The organism is Pseudomonas sp. OV226, from assembly GCF_003148705.1.
GTDB lineage: Bacteria > Pseudomonadota > Gammaproteobacteria > Pseudomonadales > Pseudomonadaceae > Aquipseudomonas.
The window spans coordinates 435505-456923 of record NZ_QGGS01000002.1 but is presented as its reverse complement, the minus strand read 5'-3'; the positions used below and the strand labels follow the sequence as shown (position 1 = coordinate 456923).

15 protein-coding genes and 1 pseudogene are annotated in these 21419 nt (G+C 59.9%); 8 read left to right on the top strand and 8 right to left on the bottom strand.

The features are described 5' to 3' along the window. Nucleotides 1–44 precede the first annotated feature (44 nt). The 6 genes from C7534_RS05220 (at nucleotide 45) to C7534_RS05195 (ending at nucleotide 7588) form a co-directional block, all read left to right on the top strand. On the top strand, nucleotides 45–2168 hold the full coding sequence (locus tag C7534_RS05220; RefSeq protein ID WP_077431478.1) for a TonB-dependent receptor plug domain-containing protein: 2124 nt from the start codon (nucleotides 45–47) through the stop codon (nucleotides 2166–2168). After that, the gene (locus C7534_RS05215) at nucleotides 2169–3101 is read left to right on the top strand and encodes an ABC transporter substrate-binding protein (RefSeq protein ID WP_109785181.1); all 933 of its coding nucleotides are present in this window, start codon (nucleotides 2169–2171) and stop codon (nucleotides 3099–3101) included. It abuts the gene before it with no gap. After that, on the top strand, nucleotides 3098–4999 hold the full coding sequence (locus tag C7534_RS05210; protein ID WP_077431474.1) for an ATP-binding protein: 1902 nt from the start codon (nucleotides 3098–3100) through the stop codon (nucleotides 4997–4999). The genes C7534_RS05215 and C7534_RS05210 overlap by 4 nt, the downstream gene beginning before the upstream one ends. A gap of 247 nt (nucleotides 5000–5246) precedes the next feature. Continuing rightward, nucleotides 5247–5762 carry a 3-hydroxyacyl-[acyl-carrier-protein] dehydratase FabA gene (fabA, locus tag C7534_RS05205; RefSeq protein WP_003227150.1) on the top strand — a complete coding sequence of 172 codons (516 nt, stop codon included), beginning with the start codon at nucleotides 5247–5249 and terminating at the stop codon, nucleotides 5760–5762. 11 nt (nucleotides 5763–5773) lie between these two features. Continuing rightward, on the top strand, nucleotides 5774–6994 hold the full coding sequence (fabB, locus tag C7534_RS05200; RefSeq protein WP_046031631.1) for a beta-ketoacyl-ACP synthase I: 1221 nt from the start codon (nucleotides 5774–5776) through the stop codon (nucleotides 6992–6994). A 405-nt stretch (nucleotides 6995–7399) separates the two neighbouring features. After that, a complete protein-coding gene (locus C7534_RS05195; RefSeq protein WP_046031630.1) occupies nucleotides 7400–7588 on the top strand; it encodes a hypothetical protein in 189 nt (62 codons plus the stop codon). An 83-nt stretch (nucleotides 7589–7671) separates the two neighbouring features. Here C7534_RS05195 and C7534_RS05190 read toward each other — a convergent pair whose 3' ends face one another. The 8 genes and pseudogenes from C7534_RS05190 to C7534_RS05155 form a co-directional block, all read right to left on the bottom strand. After that, the gene (locus C7534_RS05190; RefSeq protein ID WP_109785180.1) at nucleotides 7672–8214 is read right to left on the bottom strand and encodes a DUF2058 domain-containing protein; all 543 of its coding nucleotides are present in this window, start codon (nucleotides 8212–8214) and stop codon (nucleotides 7672–7674) included. A gap of 28 nt (nucleotides 8215–8242) precedes the next feature. Next, nucleotides 8243–9076, bottom strand: coding sequence for a nucleoside triphosphate pyrophosphohydrolase (gene mazG, locus C7534_RS05185; RefSeq protein ID WP_109785179.1), 834 nt, complete (start codon nucleotides 9074–9076; stop codon nucleotides 8243–8245). A 114-nt stretch (nucleotides 9077–9190) separates the two neighbouring features. Further along, complete coding sequence (gene relA, locus C7534_RS05180) at nucleotides 9191–11434, bottom strand: GTP diphosphokinase (protein ID WP_109785178.1); 2244 nt, start codon at nucleotides 11432–11434, stop codon at nucleotides 9191–9193. A gap of 123 nt (nucleotides 11435–11557) precedes the next feature. Then, nucleotides 11558–12910 (bottom strand): 23S rRNA (uracil(1939)-C(5))-methyltransferase RlmD, encoded by a 1353-nt coding sequence (gene rlmD / locus C7534_RS05175; protein WP_077431473.1) that lies wholly within the window; start codon nucleotides 12908–12910, stop codon nucleotides 11558–11560. Beyond that, nucleotides 12910–13812: a cysteine synthase CysM gene (cysM, locus tag C7534_RS05170; RefSeq protein WP_046031625.1), complete on the bottom strand. Its 903-nt coding sequence runs from the start codon at nucleotides 13810–13812 to the stop codon at nucleotides 12910–12912. Before cysM ends, rlmD begins: the two co-directional genes overlap by 1 nt. A 108-nt stretch (nucleotides 13813–13920) precedes the next feature. Then, nucleotides 13921–14931, bottom strand: a pseudogene (locus tag C7534_RS05165) (PDDEXK nuclease domain-containing protein). Between the two features lie 183 nt (nucleotides 14932–15114). After that, nucleotides 15115–16539 (bottom strand): sensor histidine kinase, encoded by a 1425-nt coding sequence (locus C7534_RS05160; protein ID WP_046031624.1) that lies wholly within the window; start codon nucleotides 16537–16539, stop codon nucleotides 15115–15117. Continuing rightward, on the bottom strand, nucleotides 16526–17254 hold the full coding sequence (locus tag C7534_RS05155; RefSeq protein ID WP_046031623.1) for a response regulator transcription factor: 729 nt from the start codon (nucleotides 17252–17254) through the stop codon (nucleotides 16526–16528). The genes C7534_RS05160 and C7534_RS05155 overlap by 14 nt, the downstream gene beginning before the upstream one ends. 214 nt (nucleotides 17255–17468) lie before the next feature. Here C7534_RS05155 and C7534_RS05150 point away from each other — a divergent pair, with 214 nt between their 5' ends. Together C7534_RS05150 and C7534_RS05145 are read left to right on the top strand one after the other, a co-directional pair. Continuing rightward, nucleotides 17469–20222, top strand: a complete 2754-nt coding sequence (locus C7534_RS05150) for a response regulator (RefSeq protein WP_109785177.1) — start codon at nucleotides 17469–17471, stop codon at nucleotides 20220–20222. A gap of 204 nt (nucleotides 20223–20426) precedes the next feature. Then, nucleotides 20427–21416 carry a 2-hydroxyacid dehydrogenase gene (locus C7534_RS05145; RefSeq protein WP_109785176.1) on the top strand — a complete coding sequence of 330 codons (990 nt, stop codon included), beginning with the start codon at nucleotides 20427–20429 and terminating at the stop codon, nucleotides 21414–21416. The last annotated feature ends 3 nt before the right edge of the window (nucleotides 21417–21419 follow it).

Genomic DNA, 21419 nt, shown 5'->3' with positions numbered 1-21419 from the left:
CTCGGTTAACATGCGCGCCAACCTATCGCGATCAAGGGTATGACGTGACGTTTGCTTCTCCTTCACCCCGCTCGCCGCTGGTCCTGGCGCTGATTTTCAGCCCGTCCTTGCTGGCCGACGACTTGTTTCTCGACAACGAACCGCTCCCGCAAGTGCTGACGGCCACCCGCCTGAAGCAGTCGCCGGCGGCGGTTCCGGGCAGCATGACGGTGATCGACAGCGAACTGATCAACGACAGCGGCGCGCGCGACATCAGCGAGTTACTTCGGCTAGTGCCCGGCATGATGGTCGGCAACCTCAGCGGCAACCAGGCCGCCGTGAACTACCACGGCACCAACGTCACCGGGGCCCGGCGCATGCAAGTGCTGATCGACGGTCGCTCGGTGTACCGCGCGGGCCTCGCCACGGTGGACTGGAGTGATATCCCGGTCGCCATGGAAGACATCGAGCGCATCGAAGTGTTTCGCGGACCGAACACCGTCAGCTATGGCGCCAATGCGCTGATGGCGGTGGTCAACATCATCACGCGCAACCCGGCCGACAGCCATGGCACGCGAGTGAAAGTGACCCGTGGCCAACGCGGCATCAACGACTATTACGCCAGCCAGGGTACCGGTTGGGACGGTGGCGACCTGCGTCTGTCCCTGTCAGGCCAGCAAGACGACGGTTTCGATTCGGACCGCAACGAGGCCGATTATCGTGACAGCCGTCGCCTGAACCGCTTTAACCTCGCGGTCAGCCAGACGCTCACGCAAAGCCAGAGCATCGACTGGCAATTGAATGCGAAGGAAGGCACCAACCAGCGGCCCTATACCTACCGCCCGGTGTTCCCCGGGATTACTGCCGCCGGGGACAATTCTGACGTCACCGCCAAAGACTACGCCGGCTCCTTGCGCTGGAACCTGGACTTGAATCCCGAGCACAGCCTTTATATCCAGGGTTCGGCCCAGCATTGGGATCGCCAGCAAACCTGGCGCGCCTGTGATGCCGAGGTGTCATTCAGCCCGGAACTGACCCGACTCTGGCAGCTCAATCCAAACTACACCGAACGCCTGGCGCGCAACATGGATCGCTTCACCGGTTCCGGCGCACCTCGCGGCACGCCAGCGGAACAAGCGCTGGCCAATCAGGTGCTGGCGCAATGGAAAAACGGCGCGCGGCAAACACTCTGTGGTGACATCGATCAGAGCGCCCGTGAATCGCGCTACGACCTCGAAGTGCAAGACACCCTCAGCCTGTCCGACAGCCTGCGACTGGTCAGCGGCATGAACTATCGTTATGACCGGGCAGATTCCGAGACCTATTTCAATGGCACGCTCGACGACACGACTTGGCGCACGTTTGGCCAACTCGAATGGCGTGCCACAGAGCATTGGTTGTTGCAGGGCGGGGCGATGTTCGAGGACACGCAGTTGACCGGCAGTTCTCTGACCCCGAGGGTGGCGGTCAATTACCTGATCACTCCGCGTCACGGTTTGCGCGCCGTATACTCTGAAGCGATCCGCTCACCGAACATGTTCGAAAACAACGTCAACTGGAGTTACCAGGTGACCAATCTGCGGCCCACGGCCTACGGTCAGACCAGCGCCCGTTATTTCGTCAAGACCCGAGGTCCGGGTGACCTCGACAAGGAACACATGCGCTCGCGAGAGCTGGGTTACAACGGCTACTTCGCCAAACTGGGGCTGAGCGTCGATGTGAAGCTGTTCTACGACGAAATCAGCGACATGATCAGCGAGCCGCTGCGCAACAACCAGTACATCGCCAGCAACTCGAACAACGCGCGGTTTTCCGGGGCTGAAACGCAACTGGACTGGCGTCTTGATAACGCTGACCGCCTACGCCTGACTTATGCCTATGTCGACGCCGACGCGAGTAACCCGCTGGATGAGCAGCAGACTGCGCGCAACAGTGGTTCCGCCGGTTGGCTGCGCGATTGGGGCTATGGCTGGAACAGCGCGCTCTTCTACTATGGCGACGATGCGCTCAACGGTTACCGCTTCGAGCGCGTCGACACGCGCATCGCCAAACGCATCGGCCTGGGCAAGGCCAACCTGGAACTGGCCGGTGTCCTTCAACAACGTCTGGATAACCAGCCCACCACGTTCATCGACAACAATTACGACGAGCGTCGAGTGCTTTACTTCAGTGCGGAGCTGACGTTTTAAATGCTGCAGCGCTTGGCATGGAAATCGCCGCCACTGGGCCGCCTGCTGGTCGGGTTGTGCCTGGCGGTTGGTTGCCTGTTGGGCGCCGTGCCGGCACAAGCCGCCGACATTCTATTGACCGGTGCCGAAGACAGCCCCGGAGTGCAATCCTTCGTCCATGCGCTGAGTGAAATGCGCCCGGCCGACAGTGTACGTTTCCAGCCACTGGCGAGCCTCCCAATGCCCGGCAAATTACCCGCTGGCACTCGCTTGATTCTGCTCGATCTGCCGAGCCTCGACTGGCGCCAGCAAGAGGCCCAGGGCCCGGCGACGCTGGTGCTGCGTATCAGCCGCCTGCAAGCCCGGCAACGTTTCGAGAATAACGTCCCACCGCACCTCAGCCTGCTCTGGAGCGATCCGCTGCTGGATCGGCAATTGCGCCTGACCCGGCTCATCCTGCCCCAGGCCAGGCGCATCGGTGTGCTGTACGACAGTCACAGCGAATTCCTGCTCAATGAATTAAGGGAGGCCGCCCTTGGGCTGGGCCTGGAAGTGGTCACCGAGCGTTGGGATAACATCAACGACAGCCGTCCTTTGCAGGCCCTGCTGAAAAATTGCGACGTATTACTGGGTCTTGACGATCCCGACCTTTACAACCCGAAAACTGCAAAAAATCTGCTGCTGAGCAGCTATTCCCGGCAATTGGCATTAGTCGGCCCCAACGCCGCGTTCGTCAAGGCGGGCAGCCTGGCCAGCACTTACAGCGATCAGAGCGACTGGCTGCAAGTGCTCGACGAAGTGCTCGACCTGCCACCCCCGAGCTGGCCGCGTGCTCTCTATCCGCAGCACTTCAAAGTGTTAAGCAATCCGCAAGTGGCTCGTTCATTAGGAATTGAACAGGTGAATGAAACATCTGTCGCCACCCAGTTGGCTGAAGGAGAAAGCCGTCCATGACCCTCCGGCGCTCTTGGGACATCAGTACGCGCACCCAGATGATCAGTCTCGGCCCTGCCCTGTTGCTGACGTTGCTGCTGATCAGCTTCTTTACCTTTGTGCGGATCCAGGACTTGCGCCAGGAGCTCAACCACACCGGGCAATTGATCGCCAACCAGCTGGCACCCGCCACCGAGTACGGAGTGATCTCGGGGAACAACGAGGTGCTCGAAAGTTTGCTCAAGGCCACGCTCGCCACGCCGAACGTGCGATTTCTGGAGGTCCAGGACAACGCCAACCGGATATTGGTGTATGTCGAGCAGCCGTCGGAAACCTACAGACGCTCGCAGCAAGTCGAAGTGTTTCAGGCACCGGTGCGGCTACAGCGGATTGCGCTCAACAATGATTTTTTCCAGGGTTCCAAAGCGGCGAGCACAACCCCCTCCGAGGACTACCTGGGCCGGGTGATCGTCGGTTTGTCGAATGACGCCTTCAACCAGCGCCAGCAGGAAATCTTGTTGAAGGCTGCGATCCTCGCGCTGTTCGCCCTGCTGTTTACCTTTCTCGTTGCCCGGCGCCTGGCGGGCAGCCTCTCCCAACCGATCCGCGATATTGGCGACGCGGTGAAAGCGATTCAGGAAGGCGATTACAAAACACCCCTGCCGATTGTCGACGACACCGAGTTGGGCGCGCTGTCGCAACACATCAACAACCTCGCCGCCGGCCTCGAACAAGCCAGCCGCGAACAGCATCAGGCAATGGCACAGTTGATCCAGACGCGTGAGGAAGCGGAAAAGGCCAACAATGCCAAGTCTGACTTCCTGGCAATGATGAGCCATGAACTGCGCACGCCGATGAATGGCGTGCTCGGTATGCTGCAATTGCTGGAAACCACCGACATGACCGAGGAGCAGATCGAATACGCGGCTTTGGCGTCGGAGTCCACCGAACACCTGCTCAAGGTCATCAACGATATTCTCGACTTCTCGCGCATCGAGCGCTCGGAACTGGAACTGGAGCACATCCCGTTCAACCTCGCGGACTTGATCAGCACTTGCGCCCAATCGTTCCAGCACAGCGCGTTGCAGCGCGGCCTCGACCTGCAGTTGCAAATCCCCGAGGACATGCGCGCCCTTCAAGTGCAGGGTGATCCGACGCGGATCCGGCAGATTCTGGTCAATCTGGTCGGTAATGCCTTGAAGTTCACTGAGCACGGCCGCGTGAGCATCGAACCGCAGTGGCAATCGCTGGATCACGAACTGCTGTGGTTCACCTGCACCGTGCGCGACAGTGGCATCGGTATTTCCGCTGAAAGCCTGGAGCTGATGTTCAATGCATTCCAGCAAGCCGACAGCTCTATTTCAAGACGCTATGGTGGTACTGGCCTGGGCTTGCCGATTGCCCGTACTTTGGCTGAACGCATGGGCGGCACCTTGCGGGCTCAGAGCGAAGAAGGCCTGGGCTCGGTGTTTACGCTGGAAATCCCGCTGGCACTGTACAAGCAGCCGCTGCCCGTACTGACACCCCGGGCACAGACCGGCAACGATGATGGCGAAGGGCGCAATGTGCTGCTGGTCGAAGACAACCCGGTCAATCAGACCGTCATCGAAGCAATGTTGCGCAGCCTGGGCTTTACTGTCAGCGTCGCAACCGATGGCGCGCAAGCGGTGCGCAGTGCCGAGAGCCTGGTATTTGAAGCGATTCTGATGGACTGCCGCCTGCCAATCATCGATGGCTACGAAGCAACCCGTCAGATCCGCCAATTGCCCGGCTGCACCGACTTGCCGATCATCGCATTGACGGCCAATGCGTTGCAGGGCGACCGCGAAGCCTGCTTGTCGGCTGGCATGAACGATTATCTGGCCAAGCCCTTCAAACGGACTGATTTGCAGCAAATTCTGCAGCGCTGGGTGCAGTAGTACAGGCCTTTCGACCATCTGCGACTGGCGTGAAAGGCGAAAGTGCGGCAGTCTTAGTCACCCGAACAGGCCCGAAAAGGGGCTTGAATAATAATTTCAGTGCACAAGTGTACATTCATGTCCTTGGTGCTGTGACTTTCACCACAACGCAATAGTCTATGAGTAGGCTGCCGGTTCGAGGCATGAACGCTTCGATCGGCCGGGAAGATTTGCCCCACCTGCCGCATGGGACTATTGAGGAGCTCGCATGACCAAACAAAACGCCTTTACCCGGGAAGACCTGCTGCGCTGCAGTCGCGGTGAGCTGTTCGGCCCAGGTAACGCGCAACTGCCCGCCCCGAACATGCTGATGGTTGATCGCATCACCCTGATCAGCGAAGAAGGTGGCAAGTACGGCAAAGGTGAATTGGTCGCCGAGCTGGATATCAATCCGGACCTGTGGTTCTTCGCCTGCCACTTCGAAGGCGATCCGGTGATGCCGGGCTGCCTGGGCCTCGACGCCATGTGGCAACTGGTCGGCTTCTTCCTTGGCTGGCAAGGTCTGCCGGGCCGTGGCCGTGCGCTGGGTTCGGGCGAAGTGAAATTCTTTGGCCAGGTCCTGCCGACCGCCAAGAAAGTCACCTATAACATTCATATCAAGCGCGTCCTGAAGGGCAAGCTGAACCTGGCCATCGCCGACGGTTCGGTCACTGTCGACGGTCGCGAAATCTATACCGCCGAAGGCCTTCGGGTCGGCGTGTTTACCTCCACTGACAACTTCTAAGGGTTATTCGCATGCGCCGCGTCGTTATCACTGGTCTGGGCATCGTTTCGTGCCTGGGCAATGACAAAGAGACCGTCTCCGCTAACCTGCGTGCAAGCCGCCCTGGCATCCGGTTCAACCCGGAATATGCCGAAATGGGTCTGCGTAGCCAGGTTTCCGGCTCCATTGACCTTCCCCTCGAAGAGCTGATCGATCGCAAGATCTATCGCTTCGTCGGCCACGCGGCGGCTTACGCCTACCTGGCCATGAAAGACGCCATCGCTGACTCCGGTCTGAGCGACGAACAAGTTTCCAACCCGCGTACCGGCCTGATCGCCGGTTCCGGTGGTGCCTCCACGCTGAACCAGATGGAAGCGCTGGACATCCTGCGCGAGAAAGGCGTGAAGCGCGTTGGCCCATACCGCGTAACGCGGACCATGAGCAGCACCGTTTCCGCTTGCCTGGCCACCCCGTTCAAGATCAAGGGCCTGAACTACTCCATCGCTTCTGCCTGCGCCACCAGTGCTCACTGCATCGGTACCGCCATGGAACAGATCCAGATGGGCAAGCAGGACATCGTATTCGCTGGCGGCGGCGAAGAAGAACACTGGAGCCAATCGTTCCTGTTCGACGCCATGGGCGCACTGTCCAGCCAGTACAACGAAACCCCGGAAAAAGCTTCCCGTGCCTACGACGCCAAGCGTGACGGTTTCGTCATTGCTGGCGGTGGCGGCATGGTCGTGGTCGAAGAGCTGGAACACGCTCTGGCGCGCGGCGCGAAGATCTACGCGGAAATCGTTGGCTACGGCGCGACCTCCGACGGCTACGACATGGTCGCCCCAAGCGGCGAAGGCGCCATCCGCTGCATGCAGATGGCCATGTCCACCGTTGACGCACCGATCGACTACCTGAACACCCACGGCACTTCGACTCCGGTCGGCGACGTCATGGAAATGAAAGGTGTGCGCGAACTGTTCGGCGACAAGGCTCCGGCCATCAGCTCCACCAAAAGCCTGTCGGGTCACTCCCTGGGCGCCGCCGGCGTTCACGAAGCGATCTACTGCATGCTGATGATGGAAGGCAACTTCATGGCAGGCTCCGCCAACATCGACGAGCTGGACCCAGAAGTGGCAGACATGCCAATCCTGACCAAGACTCGCGAAAACGCCACCATCGACACCGTGATGAGCAACAGCTTCGGTTTCGGTGGCACCAACGCCACGCTGGTACTCAAGCGCTGGGCTGGTAAGTAATACCCGCCGTTTCGCTGTATTGAAAAACGCCCCGACTGGTTCGGGGCGTTTTTTTTGTGCCTGAAATATCCCCTGTAGCAGCTGGCGAAGCCTGCGTTCGGCTACGCAGCAGTCGTAAACCTGAGCATCCAGTCTTCCTGGCACACCGCATTGCCTGATTCACGACTGCTGCGCAGCCGAACGCAGGCTTCGCCAGCTGCTACAAAGAGCCCGTCGAACATGAAGCTTTTGTCATGAAACCAACGGGCCTGCGACCGAATGTCGCGCACTTAAAGGGCTGCAGGATTTTATTCAAATCTGCAAAAGTCTGTTTCCAGATCCGTCAGTTTACTTAGCAAGCTAACAACTCATATAACAGAGGCCTGCACATGCCTTGGTGCAGGTAATTGAGATTGGAGCTAGCAGATGACTGTAAAAGTAACTGAACGCGACGATTCACATAAATCCCATGAGGGTGTAGCCGCCGGTATCCGCATTTGGGATGTCCACCAACAAGACATGCTGGTGGGGATGTTTCACTCCGAGACTGACGCGCATAACTACAAAGCGGAACTCGAAACACTGGAACAGCAAAGAGCGCTGCTATCCGCCTGACCGCTGCGCCTGAGCAACTACAGCATTGAAAACGACAAACCCCGCCATGAGCGGGGTTTGTCGTTGATGAAGCCCTTAACGGCTTACCACATCAGATCATCCGGGATCTGATAGGCCGCGTACGGATCGTCCTCGGCCGCCACTTCTTCAGTCTTCACGTTCATCTGCACGATACGCTGTGGATCGCGCTCCTGAATCTTCAGTGCCGCTTCACGCGGGATCACTTCGTAACCGCCAGCATGGTGCACGATGGCCAGCGATCCGTTGCTGAGCTTGTTGCGCATCAGCGTATTGACGCAGATGCGCTTGACCTTCTTGTCGTCGACGAAGTTGTAGTAGTCCTCGGTGGTCAGCTTTGGCAGACGCGAGACTTCGATCAATTGCTTGACCTGAGCGGCGCGAGCCTTGGCCTCGACCTTTTCCTGTTGCTGGCGGTTCAGCTCCTGGTCGCGCTTGACCTTCTCGGCCATGGCTTCCTGCGCTGCACGCTGCTGGGAATCATCGAGTTCGATCTGGCCCTTGTGGGCCAGGCGCTGCTGTTTCTGCTTGTCTTTGCTGACCTGCTTGGCCTGCTTCTGGTTGACCAGCCCTGCTTTGAGTAACTGGTCGCGAAGGGAAATGCTCATGGTGCTTGTTTCTCACTTAGGCAACTGCTCAACCGCAGCTGGTCAAATTCTTTTCCTGACGTTTGGCTTCGCCCCACAGGGCGTCCAACTCTTCGAGGGTGCAATCTTCTATGGGACGGTGGGTGTCGCGCAATGCCTGTTCGATAAAACGGAAGCGTCTTTCGAATTTGCCGTTGGCGCCACGCAGTGCGGTTTCCGGATCGACCTTGAGATGACGCGCCAGATTGACCACCGAAAACAACAGGTCACCAACCTCATCGGCAATCGCTGCCGAGTCATTGTCGGCCATCGCTTCGAGCACTTCATCGAGCTCTTCGAGGACCTTGTCCAGCACCGGCAACGCGTCTGGCCAGTCGAAACCGACCTGCCCGGCGCGCTTCTGCAGTTTCGCCGAGCGCGACAATGCCGGCAGCGCGGCCGGTACATCGTCGAGCAACGACAATTGCAACGGTGCCGCTGACTTCTCGGCGCGCTCTTCGGCCTTGATCTCTTCCCAGCGCTGCTTGACCTGCTCTTCACTCAGTCGCGATATGTCCACCGGCGCATACAGATCACCGGTAGGAAACACATGAGGGTGACGACGGATCAGCTTGCGGGTAATGCTGTCGACCACGCCGGCGAATTCAAAGCGCCCTTCTTCGCGCGCCAGTTGGCTGTAATAAACCACCTGGAACAGCAAATCCCCCAGCTCACCCTGCAAGTGATCGAAGTCACCGCGCTCAATGGCGTCAGCGACTTCGTAGGCTTCCTCAAGGGTGTGCGGGACGATCGTTTCGTAGGTCTGCTTGATGTCCCACGGGCAACCGAACTGCGGGTCGCGCAGCCGGTTCATCAAGTGCAGCAAGTCTTCAAGTGAATACATCAATCATTCTCTGCATCTGAATCGCAAAACCCGTAGGAGCCGAGCTTGCTCGCGATAGCGGTACATCAGGTAAATCGCCATCGCGAGCAAGCTCGGCTCCTACAGGGATCGGTTTCACGGCGTCCGGTTACGGCGGGTTTCGATGATGTTCGGCAACTGGGAAATCCGCCCCAGTAACCGCCCCAGCGCATCCAGTCCCGGAATCTCGATGGTCAGGGACATCAACGCGGTGTTGTCCTCTTTGTTCGAGCGGGTGTTGACCGCCAGCACGTTGATCCGCTCGTTGAGCAGCACCTGCGACACGTCACGCAGCAACCCGGAGCGGTCGTAGGCGCGGATGATGATGTCCACCGGGTAAGTGAGCACCGGCACCGGCCCCCAACTGACCTGGATGATCCGCTCTGGCTCGCGCCCGCCCAGTTGCAGCACCGAGGCACAGTCTTGACGGTGAATGCTCACGCCACGACCCTGGGTGATGTAACCGACGATGGCATCGCCCGGCAATGGCTGGCAGCAGCCGGCCATTTGCGTCATCAGGTTGCCGACACCCTGGATCTGGATGTCGCCGCGCTTGCCTGGCTTGTAGCCGGTGGCCTTGCGGGGGATCAGCTCCAACTGCTCGTTGCCGCGTTCCGGCTCGACCAGTTGCTGCGCCAGGTTCACCAGTTGCGCCAGGCGCAAATCACCGGCGCCCAACGCCGCGAACATGTCCTCGGCCGTCTTCATGTTGGCCTTGTCGGCCAGCTTGTCGAAATCTACGGCTGGCAGGCCGAGGCGATTGAGTTCGCGCTCAAGCAGGGTTTTACCGGCCGCAACGTTCTGATCGCGGGCCTGTAATTTGAACCAGTGGACAATCTTCGCCCGTGCCCGCGAGGTGGTGATGTAGCCCAGGTTCGGGTTCAGCCAGTCGCGGCTCGGCGTGCCGTGCTTGCTGGTGATGATCTCGACCTGTTCACCGGTTTGCAGGCTGTAGTTGAGCGGCACGATGCGCCCGTTGATCTTCGCGCCACGGCAGTTGTGGCCGATCTCGGTGTGCACCCGGTACGCGAAGTCCAGCGGTGTCGCGCCTTTGGGCAAGTCGATGGCGTGACCGTCGGGGGTGAAGATGTAGACCCGGTCCGGCTCGATATCGACCCGCAGCTGTTCTGCCAGGCCACCGATATCGCCCAGCTCTTCATGCCACTCGAGGACCTGACGCAGCCAGGAGATTTTCTCTTCGTAGTGGTTCGAACCGGATTTGACGTCGGTGCCCTTGTAGCGCCAGTGCGCGCACACGCCCAGCTCGGCTTCCTCGTGCATGGCGTGGGTGCGGATCTGCACTTCCAGCACCTTGCCCTCAGGCCCGATCACCGCCGTGTGCAGCGAGCGATAGCCGTTCTCTTTCGGGTTGGCGATGTAGTCGTCGAATTCTTTCGGGATGTGCCGCCACAAGGTGTGGACGATGCCGAGCGCGGTGTAGCAATCGCGCATTTCCGGCACCAGCACGCGAACGGCGCGCACGTCGTAGATCTGGCTGAACTCCAGACCCTTGCGCTGCATTTTGCGCCAGATCGAATAGATGTGTTTGGCCCGGCCGCTGATGTCGGCATCGACGCCGGTGGCCTGCAATTCGTTTTTGAGTTGGGTCATCACGTCGCTGATGAAGCGTTCGCGATCCAGACGTCGCTCATGCAACAGCTTGGCGATCTGCTTGTACTGGTCAGGCTCAAGGTAACGGAAGGACAAATCCTCCAGTTCCCACTTGATGTGACCGATACCGAGACGGTGCGCGAGTGGCGCATAGATGTCGAAGACTTCGCGGGCGACGCGATTGCGCTTTTCGTCGTCGGCGGTTTTCACCGCACGAATCGCGCAGGTGCGTTCAGCCAGCTTGATCAGTGCGACGCGTACGTCATCGACCATGGCAACCAGCATTTTGCGCAGGTTTTCGACCTGGCCCTGAGTGCCCAGCACCAGGGATTTGCGTGGGCTCAGGCTGTCGCTGATCGCCGCCATGCGCTGCACGCCATCGATCAGCTTGGCCACCACCGGGCCGAAGCGCTGGCTGATGGCAGGCAACTCGATCTGGCCTTCGCGCACGCCACGGTACAAGATCGCGGCGACCAGTGAATCCTGATCGAGTTTGAGGTCGGCGAGAATCTCGGCGATCTCAAGGCCCGTGCGGAAACTCGAGGTCCCTTCGGACCAGAGATTCTTCGCCGCATTGGCCTGTTGTTCCGACATGCGAGCGAACTCGCACGCCTCCTTCAAGGCTTCGCGATCCAGTGCCGGATCGACACTGACCGCATGATCGAGCCAAGCCTCGAGATTGATACTGCCGTCTGTGTTGATCGGCTGGTGTGCTCTCACCTGTACCATCTTGCTTACCTTCCCTACGACGCAGATTCAATGCGTCAAATCGCTGACCTTCGTTGCCCGATTGCGCTCACGGGGCTCATGCGAGCGCTGCTCGGGCGGGCCAGTCGGACCAGACGAGCCATCCTAGCTCGCTTCAAATAACGCCATGGCCTCGACATGTGCCGTTTGAGGAAACATATCGAGAATCCCGGCACGTTTTAACCGGTAGCCCTGCTTGATCAACTCAACTGTGTCGCGCGCCAGCGTTGCCGGGTTGCACGACACATACACCAATCGCTCGGCGCCCAAGGTCTTGAGCTTGCGCACCACCTCGAAAGCACCGTCACGCGGTGGGTCCAAGAGTACCGCACAAAAGCCTTCGCGGGCCCATTCGGCATCAGCCAAAGGCTGGGATAAATCGGCCTGAAAAAACTTCGCGTTATTCAGATTATTGCTAGCGGCGTTCGCGGCAGCACGCTCGACCATCGTCTGCACACCTTCGACCGCCACCACTTCGCGAACGGCTTTGGCCAGCGGCAATGCAAAATTGCCCAACCCGCAGAACAGGTCGAGAACGCGTTCATCCGGTTGCGGCTTCAGCCATTCCAGCGCCTGGGCGATCATCGCTTCGTTGACGCCGGCGTTGACCTGGATGAAATCTCCCGGCCGGTACGCCAGATCCAGATCCCACGACGCCAGACGATAACCCAGCGACTGATCGGCATCGACCGGTTGCGGCTCGCCGTCACCGTGCAGCCACAACTGCGCTTCGTGGAACGCGCAGAAATCCTTGAGGATCGTCAGGTCAGCGTCAGACAACGGCGCCATGTGCCGCAGCAAGACCGCCAGCGACGAGCCGCTGAACAATTCCACATGCCCCAGCGCCTGAGGCTTGCTCAAGCGACGCAGCATTTCCGGTAAGCGGGTCATGATCGGCTGTAATGGCTGAACCAGCACTGAACATTCGTTAATCGCGACGATGTCCTGACTGCCCGCCGCGCGGAAACCTACCTCGAGCTTTTTCGCCTTCATGTCCCAGCGCACTGCAACCCGGGCGCGACGGCGGTAACCGAATTCCGGGCCACTCAACGGCGCCGCCCATTCTTGCGGTTCGACACCGGCGACCTTCGACAGCTGCTCGGCGAGCATGCGCTGTTTCAGGGCCAATTGTTCGTTGTGTGGCAGATGTTGCACGCTGCAACCGCCGCAACGACCGGCATGCGGGCACGGCGCCGGGCGTCGCAGTTCACTGGCCTGGAACACGCGTTCGGTGCGCGCCTCGACCACTTTGCCGTGGGCACCCAACACCCGCGCCTCGACGTCTTCACCGGCCAATGCGCCGATGACGAACCAGGTGCGACCTTCGAAAAATGCGATACCGCGACCGTCATTGGCCAGGCGCTCGATGGTCAAGCGCTGCTTTTTGCCGGTCGGGATTTGTGGGGCCTTGCTGCCGCCCGTGGGTTGGAAGCGCAGGCCTCTCTCGTGCTTGGCCATCAGTTGGGCGCGTCGAAAATGCCGGTCGACAAGTAACGGTCGCCACGGTCGCAGATGATCGCGACGATCACCGCGTTTTCAACTTCTTTGGACAGTCGCAACATCGCTGCCACTGCACCGCCCGAGGACACGCCACAGAAAATGCCTTCTTCGCGGGCCAGACGACGGGTCACGTCTTCGGCTTCGCTTTGCGCCATGTCGACGATGCGGTCTACGCGATCAGCCTGATAAATCTTCGGCAGGTATTCTTGCGGCCAGCGGCGGATGCCCGGGATCGCCGAGCCTTCCATCGGTTGCAGGCCGATGATTTGCACGCTCTCGCTCTGCTCTTTCAAGTAGCGCGAGACACCCATGATAGTGCCGGTGGTGCCCATCGAACTGACGAAATGGGTAATGGTGCCCTCGGTCTGACGCCAGATTTCCGGGCCGGTGGTGGTGTAGTGCGCTTGCGGATTGTCACCGTTGGCGAACTGGTCCAGCACCTTGCCACGGCCTTCGGCTTCCATCCGCTGAGCGAGATCGCGGGCGCCTTCCATACCTTCTTCCTGGGTGACCAGGATCAGTTCGGCGCCATAAGCCGTCATCGCGGCTTTACGTTCGGCGCTGGAGTTATCCGGCATGATCAGGATCATCTTGTAACCCTTGATCGCGGCGGCCATGGCCAACGCAATCCCGGTGTTACCCGAAGTCGCTTCGATCAACGTATCGCCGGCGTGGATCTGCCCGCGCAACTCGGCGCGGGTGATCATCGACAGCGCCGGACGGTCCTTGACCGAACCCGCCGGGTTATTCCCTTCGAGCTTGAGCAAAAGGGTATTGCTGGTGACGCCGGGCAGGCGCTGCAAACGGACCAGCGGAGTGTTGCCGACGCAATCGGCGATGGTTGGGTACTGCAAGGTCATGGCGTATTCGCAATCCAGACTGCGGGGGCGCCTATCATACCGGCAAACGTTCGCAGGCCATATCACGCAAAGTGCGGTGCTTATGGCTTATGGGAATAAGCGGCTGCCTCAGCATTGCTCTTCATGCGCGACATTCAACGCATAGAACTCATGCAACTTGGCCTGCAACAATTGCTTGTCTGGAAGCTGGACTTGATATTCGGCGATCAATGCTGGTGAGAGGCTGCGGTTCAGGGCGTACTCCACCACTTCGTCATCCTTGCTGGCACACAGCAACACACCAATGGCCGGATTTTCGTGGGGCTTGCGTACATTGCGGTCCAGCGCTTCCAGATAGAAGTCCAGCTTGCCCAGGTACTCCGGCTTAAAACGACCGACCTTCAGCTCAATGGCTACAAGACAATTAAGGCCACGGTGGAAGAACAGCAGATCCAATGCAAAATCACACCCACCCACTTACAGCGGATACTCGGAACCGACAAAGCAGAAGTCGCGACCGAGCTCGCTCAGGAATTCTTTTAGGCGCGCCAGTAACCCTTTTTGCAGATCGGTCTCGGCATGGCCACCGGGCAGGTCGAGAAACTCGAGCATGTAGCCGTCACGGAATATCTCAAGTGCTGCCGGGTGGGTTTGTCTCAGCATCGCTGAGGTTTTTGCTGGTTGGGTCACGCTTCGCTCGAACAGTGCTGCTTTGAACTGACGCTCCAGTTCGCGCTTCGACTATTTTTCTTGAACCGACAGACGGACGTAAAACTCCCGCTCTTCCGAGCGTTTGCTCTGGCCGAAAATGATCAGGTTGTGCGACCAGGACAATTGTCGCACCAGTGGTGCGACTTTCTCCTCCGTACAATAAATCTCATAGAATTGGCGCATGCGGAACAAATTCGACCGGGTAAATCCGCGCAACCCAGGTTGAGTCTGAGCCAGATGTTCCGCCAACTGACCGACCACAGAATCGCCCCATTCGGCTTTTTCGAGCTTGCGACTGATGTAAGCACCGACCTGCCAATACAGTTCGATCAGCTGGGTGTTCACCGCCTGCATCGCCTGCTGTTTGGCACTTTGAATCAGTGCAAGCACTTCATTGAAGCGGTCGTCGGGGACGCTGGATGGATTAATGCCGAACTCCTTGAGGCCGAGAAAAAACGCGAGTCTATTGCGTTAAGTCAGGCAGTAGGTGTCGGCAATACCCTTTAGGAAAGGTCGTACAAAAGAACGGGAACGCTCCGGAAAAACCAGCTTCTTGGTGGCTGGGAGGGCCTCATCGCGAGCAGGCTCACTCCTACATGGGGATCGGGGTGATCACACCCTTTGTGGGCGACACACCTGTACTGTAGGAGCGAGCTTGCTCGCGATGGCGTCATCACTCACACCATCAATTTCAGCCACCAACCGCATATTTAGTCGCAACCCAACCCCGGTGTTTTCGGCCCAAAGCTGCCCGCCCTGACGCTGCACCGCATTCCTGGCAATGCTCAATCCCAAGCCAAACCCGCCATCCCCCGGTCGCGAACCGTCTAGCCGAGTAAACGGCGAAAAGATCCGTTCAAGATCCGCCTCGGCCACCCCACCGCCCTGATCTTCCAGCCACACATGCCAGAAATCGCCATCGCGCTGCCCACCGAGACTTACAACGCCGCCCTCGGACGAATGACGAATAGCATTGCGCAGGATGTTTTCAAGTGCCTGCGCCAGGGTGTTGAGGTTGCCGCGAACCCAGCAGGTCGAGTCCACCGTGCAGCGCAATTGACTGACCGGCCAACCGCTTTCGTAGCAGGCGTTTTCCGTGAGCATTTCCCACAGAGCCTGAATCTGGATCGCCTCATCGGGCAGCGGTGATCGCTCGGTGTCAAGCCAGGCCAGTTGCAACGTGTCTTCCACCAGACGCTGCATGCCATCGACTTCCCGGCCAATGCGCTCACGCAACGCCGTCAGCTCCTGCTCGCTTTCGCTGGCCACCCGCAAGCGGCTCAGCGGCGTGCGCAGTTCGTGGGAAAGGTCGCGCAACAATTGTTGCTGCAGGGCCACCGTGCTTTGCAGGCGCTCGGACATGTGATCGAAGGCCCTGCCCAGCTCACCGAGTTCATCCGAACGATTGGTGGTGCTGCTCGACAAGCGCACATTCAACTGGTCGGCGCGCCAGGCGTTGGCCTGTTCACGCAGACTGTTCAACGGCACCACCAGCAGTCGATACAGGCCGACACACAGCAGCAAGGTAAACAGCCCTGGAATCACCCCGTTGGTAATCACGCGCCAGAAGGTCCTGTAACGCCCGGGCAAGAACCGCTGGGGCAGTTCGATCACCAGATTGCCGACGCTTGGATCACTGGGAAACGGTATGCGCAGCCAAGGTCGGCCTTGCTTGTGAATAGGCCAATCGAGGCCACGCAGAAAGGTCAGACGCTCGATTTCCTTGCCCGTCAGTGGCTGATTGCTCAATGTCTGCAAATCACCGCCAATGACACCAACCCAGCCCTTTTCGCGTTCCTGCATCCCCTGCAGCCAACGATCGACGCCGTCACTTTGTCCCTGGCGCCACGCCTGTTCAGCCTCGACGGCATAGCCCGCCAGGGTGCGTCGGGCCTCATCGGACAGAAACTGGTTGCGCTGCTCCATGTACCGGCCCCACGACCAGCTCAGCCAGATCATCAGCAAACAGAACGCCACCAGCAAACACGCCAGTTTCCAGAACAGTGAGTGCCGCCCCGGCAGGTCAGACCACTTCATCGGCCGCACTCAATACGTAGCCTTTGCCCCACACCGTTCGCACTTCGCGCGCGGTGTAGCCGATACCTTTGAGCTTGCGGCGAATCTGGCTGACGTGCATGTCGAGACTGCGGTCATGGGCCGCGTAGCCGCGTTGCAGTACGTGTTGATAAAGGAAGGCTTTGCTCAGTACTTCATCACCGCTGCGGTTAAGCGTTTCCAGCAATCGATACTCGCTGCGGGTGAGGCCGGCGGCGTGTTTGCCATGAAAAACTTCGCACAGCTCATCGTCAAAACGCAGGCCGCCCGTCTCGCTTTCAACCGCTGACGGCACCGGTGGCGGTCGACGGTCGAGCGCCACCCGGCGCAGGATCGCTTCGATGCGCACACGCAATTCGGCCATGCTGAAGGGTTTCGGCAAGTAATCATCGGCACCCAGGCGAAAACCGCTGATACGATCCTCTTCGGCGCCCAGCGCGGACATCAGCACCACAGGCGTGGAGTGGCTCTGGCGTAACTGCGTCAATACATTGAGCCCGTCGAGGCCCGGCAACAGAATATCCATCAACACCACATCGAAGGCCTGCTGACGCGCGATGGCCAGACCTTCCTGGCCGTTCTGGCACCAGGTCACCTGAAAGCCGCAACGGCCCAAATGCTCATGCACATACGCCCCGAGCACCAGGTCGTCTTCGATGGAAAGGATTCGGGGGTGGCCGATAGAGATGGGAGTCATGAGTATCTGCAAATAATTCTCAGTTGATGATTATTCAAGATTGCCCATCGATGGGCAACCCAAGGTTTGCCTTTGAGGCAAAAGCCGCCCGCCAGCCGACGAATGACGACATCAATTTTACGAAGATTGCCTGCCTGCAAATCGCTACACTGCCCGGGTGGCGCGTACCGGACGTACACGCAGGTCAATCAATCGCTGGATGCAGGAGAGATGCGTGCTCACGAAACTGGGAATTAAAGGCCGCGTGCTGTTGCTGACCCTGTTGCCAACCACTCTGATGGCATTGGTCCTGGGCGGCTATTTCACCTGGATGCAGCAATCCGACCTGCAAACCCAACTGTTGCAGCGCGGCGAAATGATTGCCGAACAACTGGCGCCCCTGGTGGCTCCGGCCATGAGTCACAAGGACAGTGAACTGCTGGAGCGCATTGCCACCCAGGCGCTGGAAACCGCGGACGTGCGCGCAGTGACGTTCCTCGCCCCTGACCGCACGTCGCTCGCCCATGCCGGCCCGACCATGCTCAACAGTGCACCGTTGGGCAACGGTTCGCAGATGCTGCGCCGCAGCGGCAACGATGCCACGCGCTACTTGCTGCCGGTGTTTGGCAAACACCGCAACCTGGCCGGCGACTTGATCCCCGAAGAAGCCAACCGACTGCTGGGCTGGGTCGAAATCGAGTTATCCCACAACGGCATGTTGTTGCGCGGCTACCGCAGCCTGTTCGCCAGCCTGCTGATGATTGCCGCAGGCCTGGCCGGCGCGGCGCTGCTGGCCCTGCGGATGGGCCGGACCATCAACCGGCCGATCAGCCAGATCAAACTGGCGGTGGCGCAACTCAAGGACGGGCATCTGGAAACCCGCCTGCCGCCGCTCGGCAGCCAGGAACTGGATGAACTGGCCTCCGGCATCAACCGCATGGCCGGCACATTGCAAAACGCTCAGGAAGAATTGCAGCACAGCGTCGACCAGGCCACCGAAGACGTGCGCCAGAATCTGGAAACCATCGAGATCCAGAACATCGAGCTGGACCTGGCGCGCAAGGAAGCCCTGGAAGCGAGCCGGATCAAATCCGAGTTCCTGGCCAACATGAGCCATGAAATCCGCACGCCGCTCAACGGCATTCTCGGCTTCACGCACTTGCTGCAAAAAAGCGAACTGACGCCGCGCCAGCTCGACTACCTGGGCACCATCGAAAAATCCGCCGACAGCCTGTTGGGGATCATCAACGAAATCCTCGACTTCTCGAAAATCGAGGCCGGCAAACTGGTGCTCGACAATATTCCGTTCAACCTGCGCGACCTGCTCCAGGACACCCTGACCATTCTCGCCCCGGCGGCCCATGCCAAACAGCTGGAACTGGTGAGCCTGGTGTATCGCGACACGCCGCTGTCGCTGGTCGGCGATCCGCTGCGACTCAAACAGATCCTCACTAACCTGGTGAGCAACGCGATCAAGTTCACCCGCGAAGGCACCATCGTGGCCCGCGCCATGCTTGAAGAAGAGCATGAAGACAGCGTGCAACTGCGCATCAGCATTCAGGACACCGGCATCGGTCTGTCGAACCAGGACGTGCGCGCACTGTTCCAGGCCTTCAGCCAGGCCGATAACTCGTTGTCCCGGCAACCCGGCGGCACGGGCCTGGGGTTGGTAATTTCCAAGCGACTGATCGAACAGATGGGTGGCGAAATTGGCGTCGACAGCACACCGGGTGAAGGTTCGGAATTCTGGATCAGCCTGAGCCTGCCCAAGACTCGCGATGACGCCGAAGATCTGCCTGCCGCGCCCCTGCTCGGGCGTCGGGTGGCAGTGCTGGAAAACCATGAACTGGCCCGGCAGGCATTGCAGCACCAACTGGAAGACTGCGGCCTGAGCGTAACGCCGTTCAATACCCTGGAAAACCTGGCCAATGGCGTGACCGGCGCGCACCAGACCGATCAGGCCATCGACCTGGCGGTACTTGGCATCACCAGCAACGACATGCCACCGGAGCGACTGAACCAGCACATCTGGGACCTCGAACACCTGGGCTGCAAAGTCCTGGTGCTGTGCCCGACCACCGAGCAGACGTTGTTTCATCTCTCGGTCCCCAACCCGCACAGCCAGTTGCAGGCCAAACCGGCCTGCACCCGCAAACTGCGTCGCGCCTTGTCCGATCTGGTCAACCCGCGCCAGCAGCGCAGCGAACCCGGCGAACCGGTGTCGAGTCGTGCGCCGAAGGTGCTGTGCGTCGACGACAACCCGGCCAACCTGCTGTTGGTGCAAACCCTGCTCGAAGACATGGGCGCCAAGGTATTGGCCGTGGACAGCGGTTACGCGGCGGTCAAGTCCGTGCAGACCGAAACCTTCGACCTGGTGTTGATGGACGTGCAAATGCCCGGCATGGACGGACGCCAAAGTACCGAAGCGATTCGTCAGTGGGAAAGTGAACGGCATTGCACACCGCTGCCGATCGTGGCCCTCACCGCTCACGCCATGGCCAATGAAAAACGTGCGCTGCTGCAAAGCGGCATGGACGATTACCTGACCAAGCCCATCAGCGAGCGGCAACTGGCGCAAGTGGTGCTGAAGTGGACAGGCCTGGCATTGCGCAACCACGGGCCGGAACGTTCCAGCGACAGCCACGGCAGCGCGCATGACTTGCAGGTACTCGACCCCGAAGAAGGTTTGCGCCTGGCGGCGGGTAAGGCGGATCTGGCGGCGGACATGCTCGCGATGTTGCTGGCCTCGCTAGAAGCCGACCGCGAGGCCATTCGCATGGCCCGGGACAGCAACGACCAGACTGCTTTGATCGAGCGCGTCCATCGCTTGCACGGGGCCACCCGTTACTGTGGCGTCCCGCAACTGCGCGCCGCCTGCCAGCGCAGTGAAACACTGCTCAAGCAACAGGACCCGAAAGCACCCGGCGCATTGGAGGAGCTCGAACGAGCGATCAATCGTCTCGCCGCTCACGCCCGGATCAATGCCTGACACAGCGCAATGGCGCCGATCACCATCGGCGCTAAGCTGGCCCGTGTAGCAGCTGCCGAAGGCTGCGTCCGGCGGCGCAGCCGTCGTAAAATCAGGCACTGCGCTCTTTCAGGGAAACCGCGTTTGCCGGATTTACGACGGCTGCGCCGCCGGACGCAGGCTTCGCCAGCTGCTACCTACAGCATGAGTTAAATGGAGGATTGCATGCGCACGATACTTTTCAGCAGCCAGACTTACGACCGTGACAGCTTTCTGGGCGCCGACCTGCCCGCCGGAATCGAGCTGCACTTTCAATCAGCGCGGCTGAGCCTGGATACCGTAGCGCTGGCAGACGCGCACGAGGTGGTCTGCGCCTTCATCAATGACGACCTCAGCGCCCCGGTGCTTGAACGTCTTGCCGTGGGCGGTACGCGCCTGATCGCTCTGCGTTCGGCCGGTTTCAACCATGTCGATCTGCCTGTGGCCAAACGCCTGGGCCTTGCGATCGTGCGCGTCCCGGCCTACTCCCCACACGCCGTGGCCGAACACGCAGTGGCGCTGATCCTGGCCCTCAACCGCCGCTTGCACCGAGCCTACAACCGCACCCGCGAAGGCGACTTCAGCCTGCACGGGCTGACCGGCTTCGATCTGGTGGGCAAGACCGTCGGCGTGGTCGGCACCGGGCAGATCGGCGCGACGTTCGCCAAGATCATGAATGGTTTCGGCTGCCAGTTGCTGGCCTATGACCCCTACCCCAACCCGCAAGTCGAAGCCCTGGGCGCGCGTTATCTGAGTTTGCCGCAGCTGCTGGCCGAGTCGCAGATCATCAGCCTGCATTGCCCACTCAACGAGCAGAGCAAACACCTGATCAATCGCGAGTCACTGGCACACATGCAACCCGGCGCGATGCTGATCAACACCGGGCGTGGTGGCCTGGTAGACACGCCGGCGCTGATTGACGCGTTAAAGGACGGCCAATTGGGCTATCTGGGGCTGGATGTGTATGAAGAAGAGGCGCAGCTGTTTTTCGAGGATCGCTCGGACCTCCCGTTGCAGGATGATGTGCTGGCGCGGCTGCTGACCTTTCCGAACGTGATCATCACCGCGCACCAGGCCTTCCTGACCCGTGAAGCCCTGGGCGCGATTGCCGCGACGACCCTGCAGAACATCGCAGCCTGGGCTGCCGGTGCGCCGCAGAATCGGGTCGAGGGCTGACCG

Excerpts from the sequence above, each read along its gene's own strand:
- C7534_RS05145 (WP_109785176.1), top strand. The coding sequence starts at position 20,427 with ATGCGCACGATACTTTTCAGCAGCCAGACTTACGACCGTGACAGCTTT.
- mazG (WP_109785179.1), bottom strand. The coding sequence starts at position 9,076 with ATGTATTCACTTGAAGACTTGCTGCACTTGATGAACCGGCTGCGCGAC.
- C7534_RS05210 (WP_077431474.1), top strand. The coding sequence starts at position 3,098 with ATGACCCTCCGGCGCTCTTGGGACATCAGTACGCGCACCCAGATGATC.
- C7534_RS05160 (WP_046031624.1), bottom strand. The coding sequence starts at position 16,539 with ATGAAGTGGTCTGACCTGCCGGGGCGGCACTCACTGTTCTGGAAACTG.
- fabA (WP_003227150.1), top strand. The coding sequence starts at position 5,247 with ATGACCAAACAAAACGCCTTTACCCGGGAAGACCTGCTGCGCTGCAGT.
- C7534_RS05190 (WP_109785180.1), bottom strand. The coding sequence starts at position 8,214 with ATGAGCATTTCCCTTCGCGACCAGTTACTCAAAGCAGGGCTGGTCAAC.
- C7534_RS05195 (WP_046031630.1), top strand. The coding sequence starts at position 7,400 with ATGACTGTAAAAGTAACTGAACGCGACGATTCACATAAATCCCATGAG.
- fabB (WP_046031631.1), top strand. The coding sequence starts at position 5,774 with ATGCGCCGCGTCGTTATCACTGGTCTGGGCATCGTTTCGTGCCTGGGC.
- relA (WP_109785178.1), bottom strand. The coding sequence starts at position 11,434 with ATGGTACAGGTGAGAGCACACCAGCCGATCAACACAGACGGCAGTATC.
- rlmD (WP_077431473.1), bottom strand. The coding sequence starts at position 12,910 with ATGGCCAAGCACGAGAGAGGCCTGCGCTTCCAACCCACGGGCGGCAGC.
- C7534_RS05215 (WP_109785181.1), top strand. The coding sequence starts at position 2,169 with ATGCTGCAGCGCTTGGCATGGAAATCGCCGCCACTGGGCCGCCTGCTG.
- C7534_RS05155 (WP_046031623.1), bottom strand. The coding sequence starts at position 17,254 with ATGACTCCCATCTCTATCGGCCACCCCCGAATCCTTTCCATCGAAGAC.
- cysM (WP_046031625.1), bottom strand. The coding sequence starts at position 13,812 with ATGACCTTGCAGTACCCAACCATCGCCGATTGCGTCGGCAACACTCCG.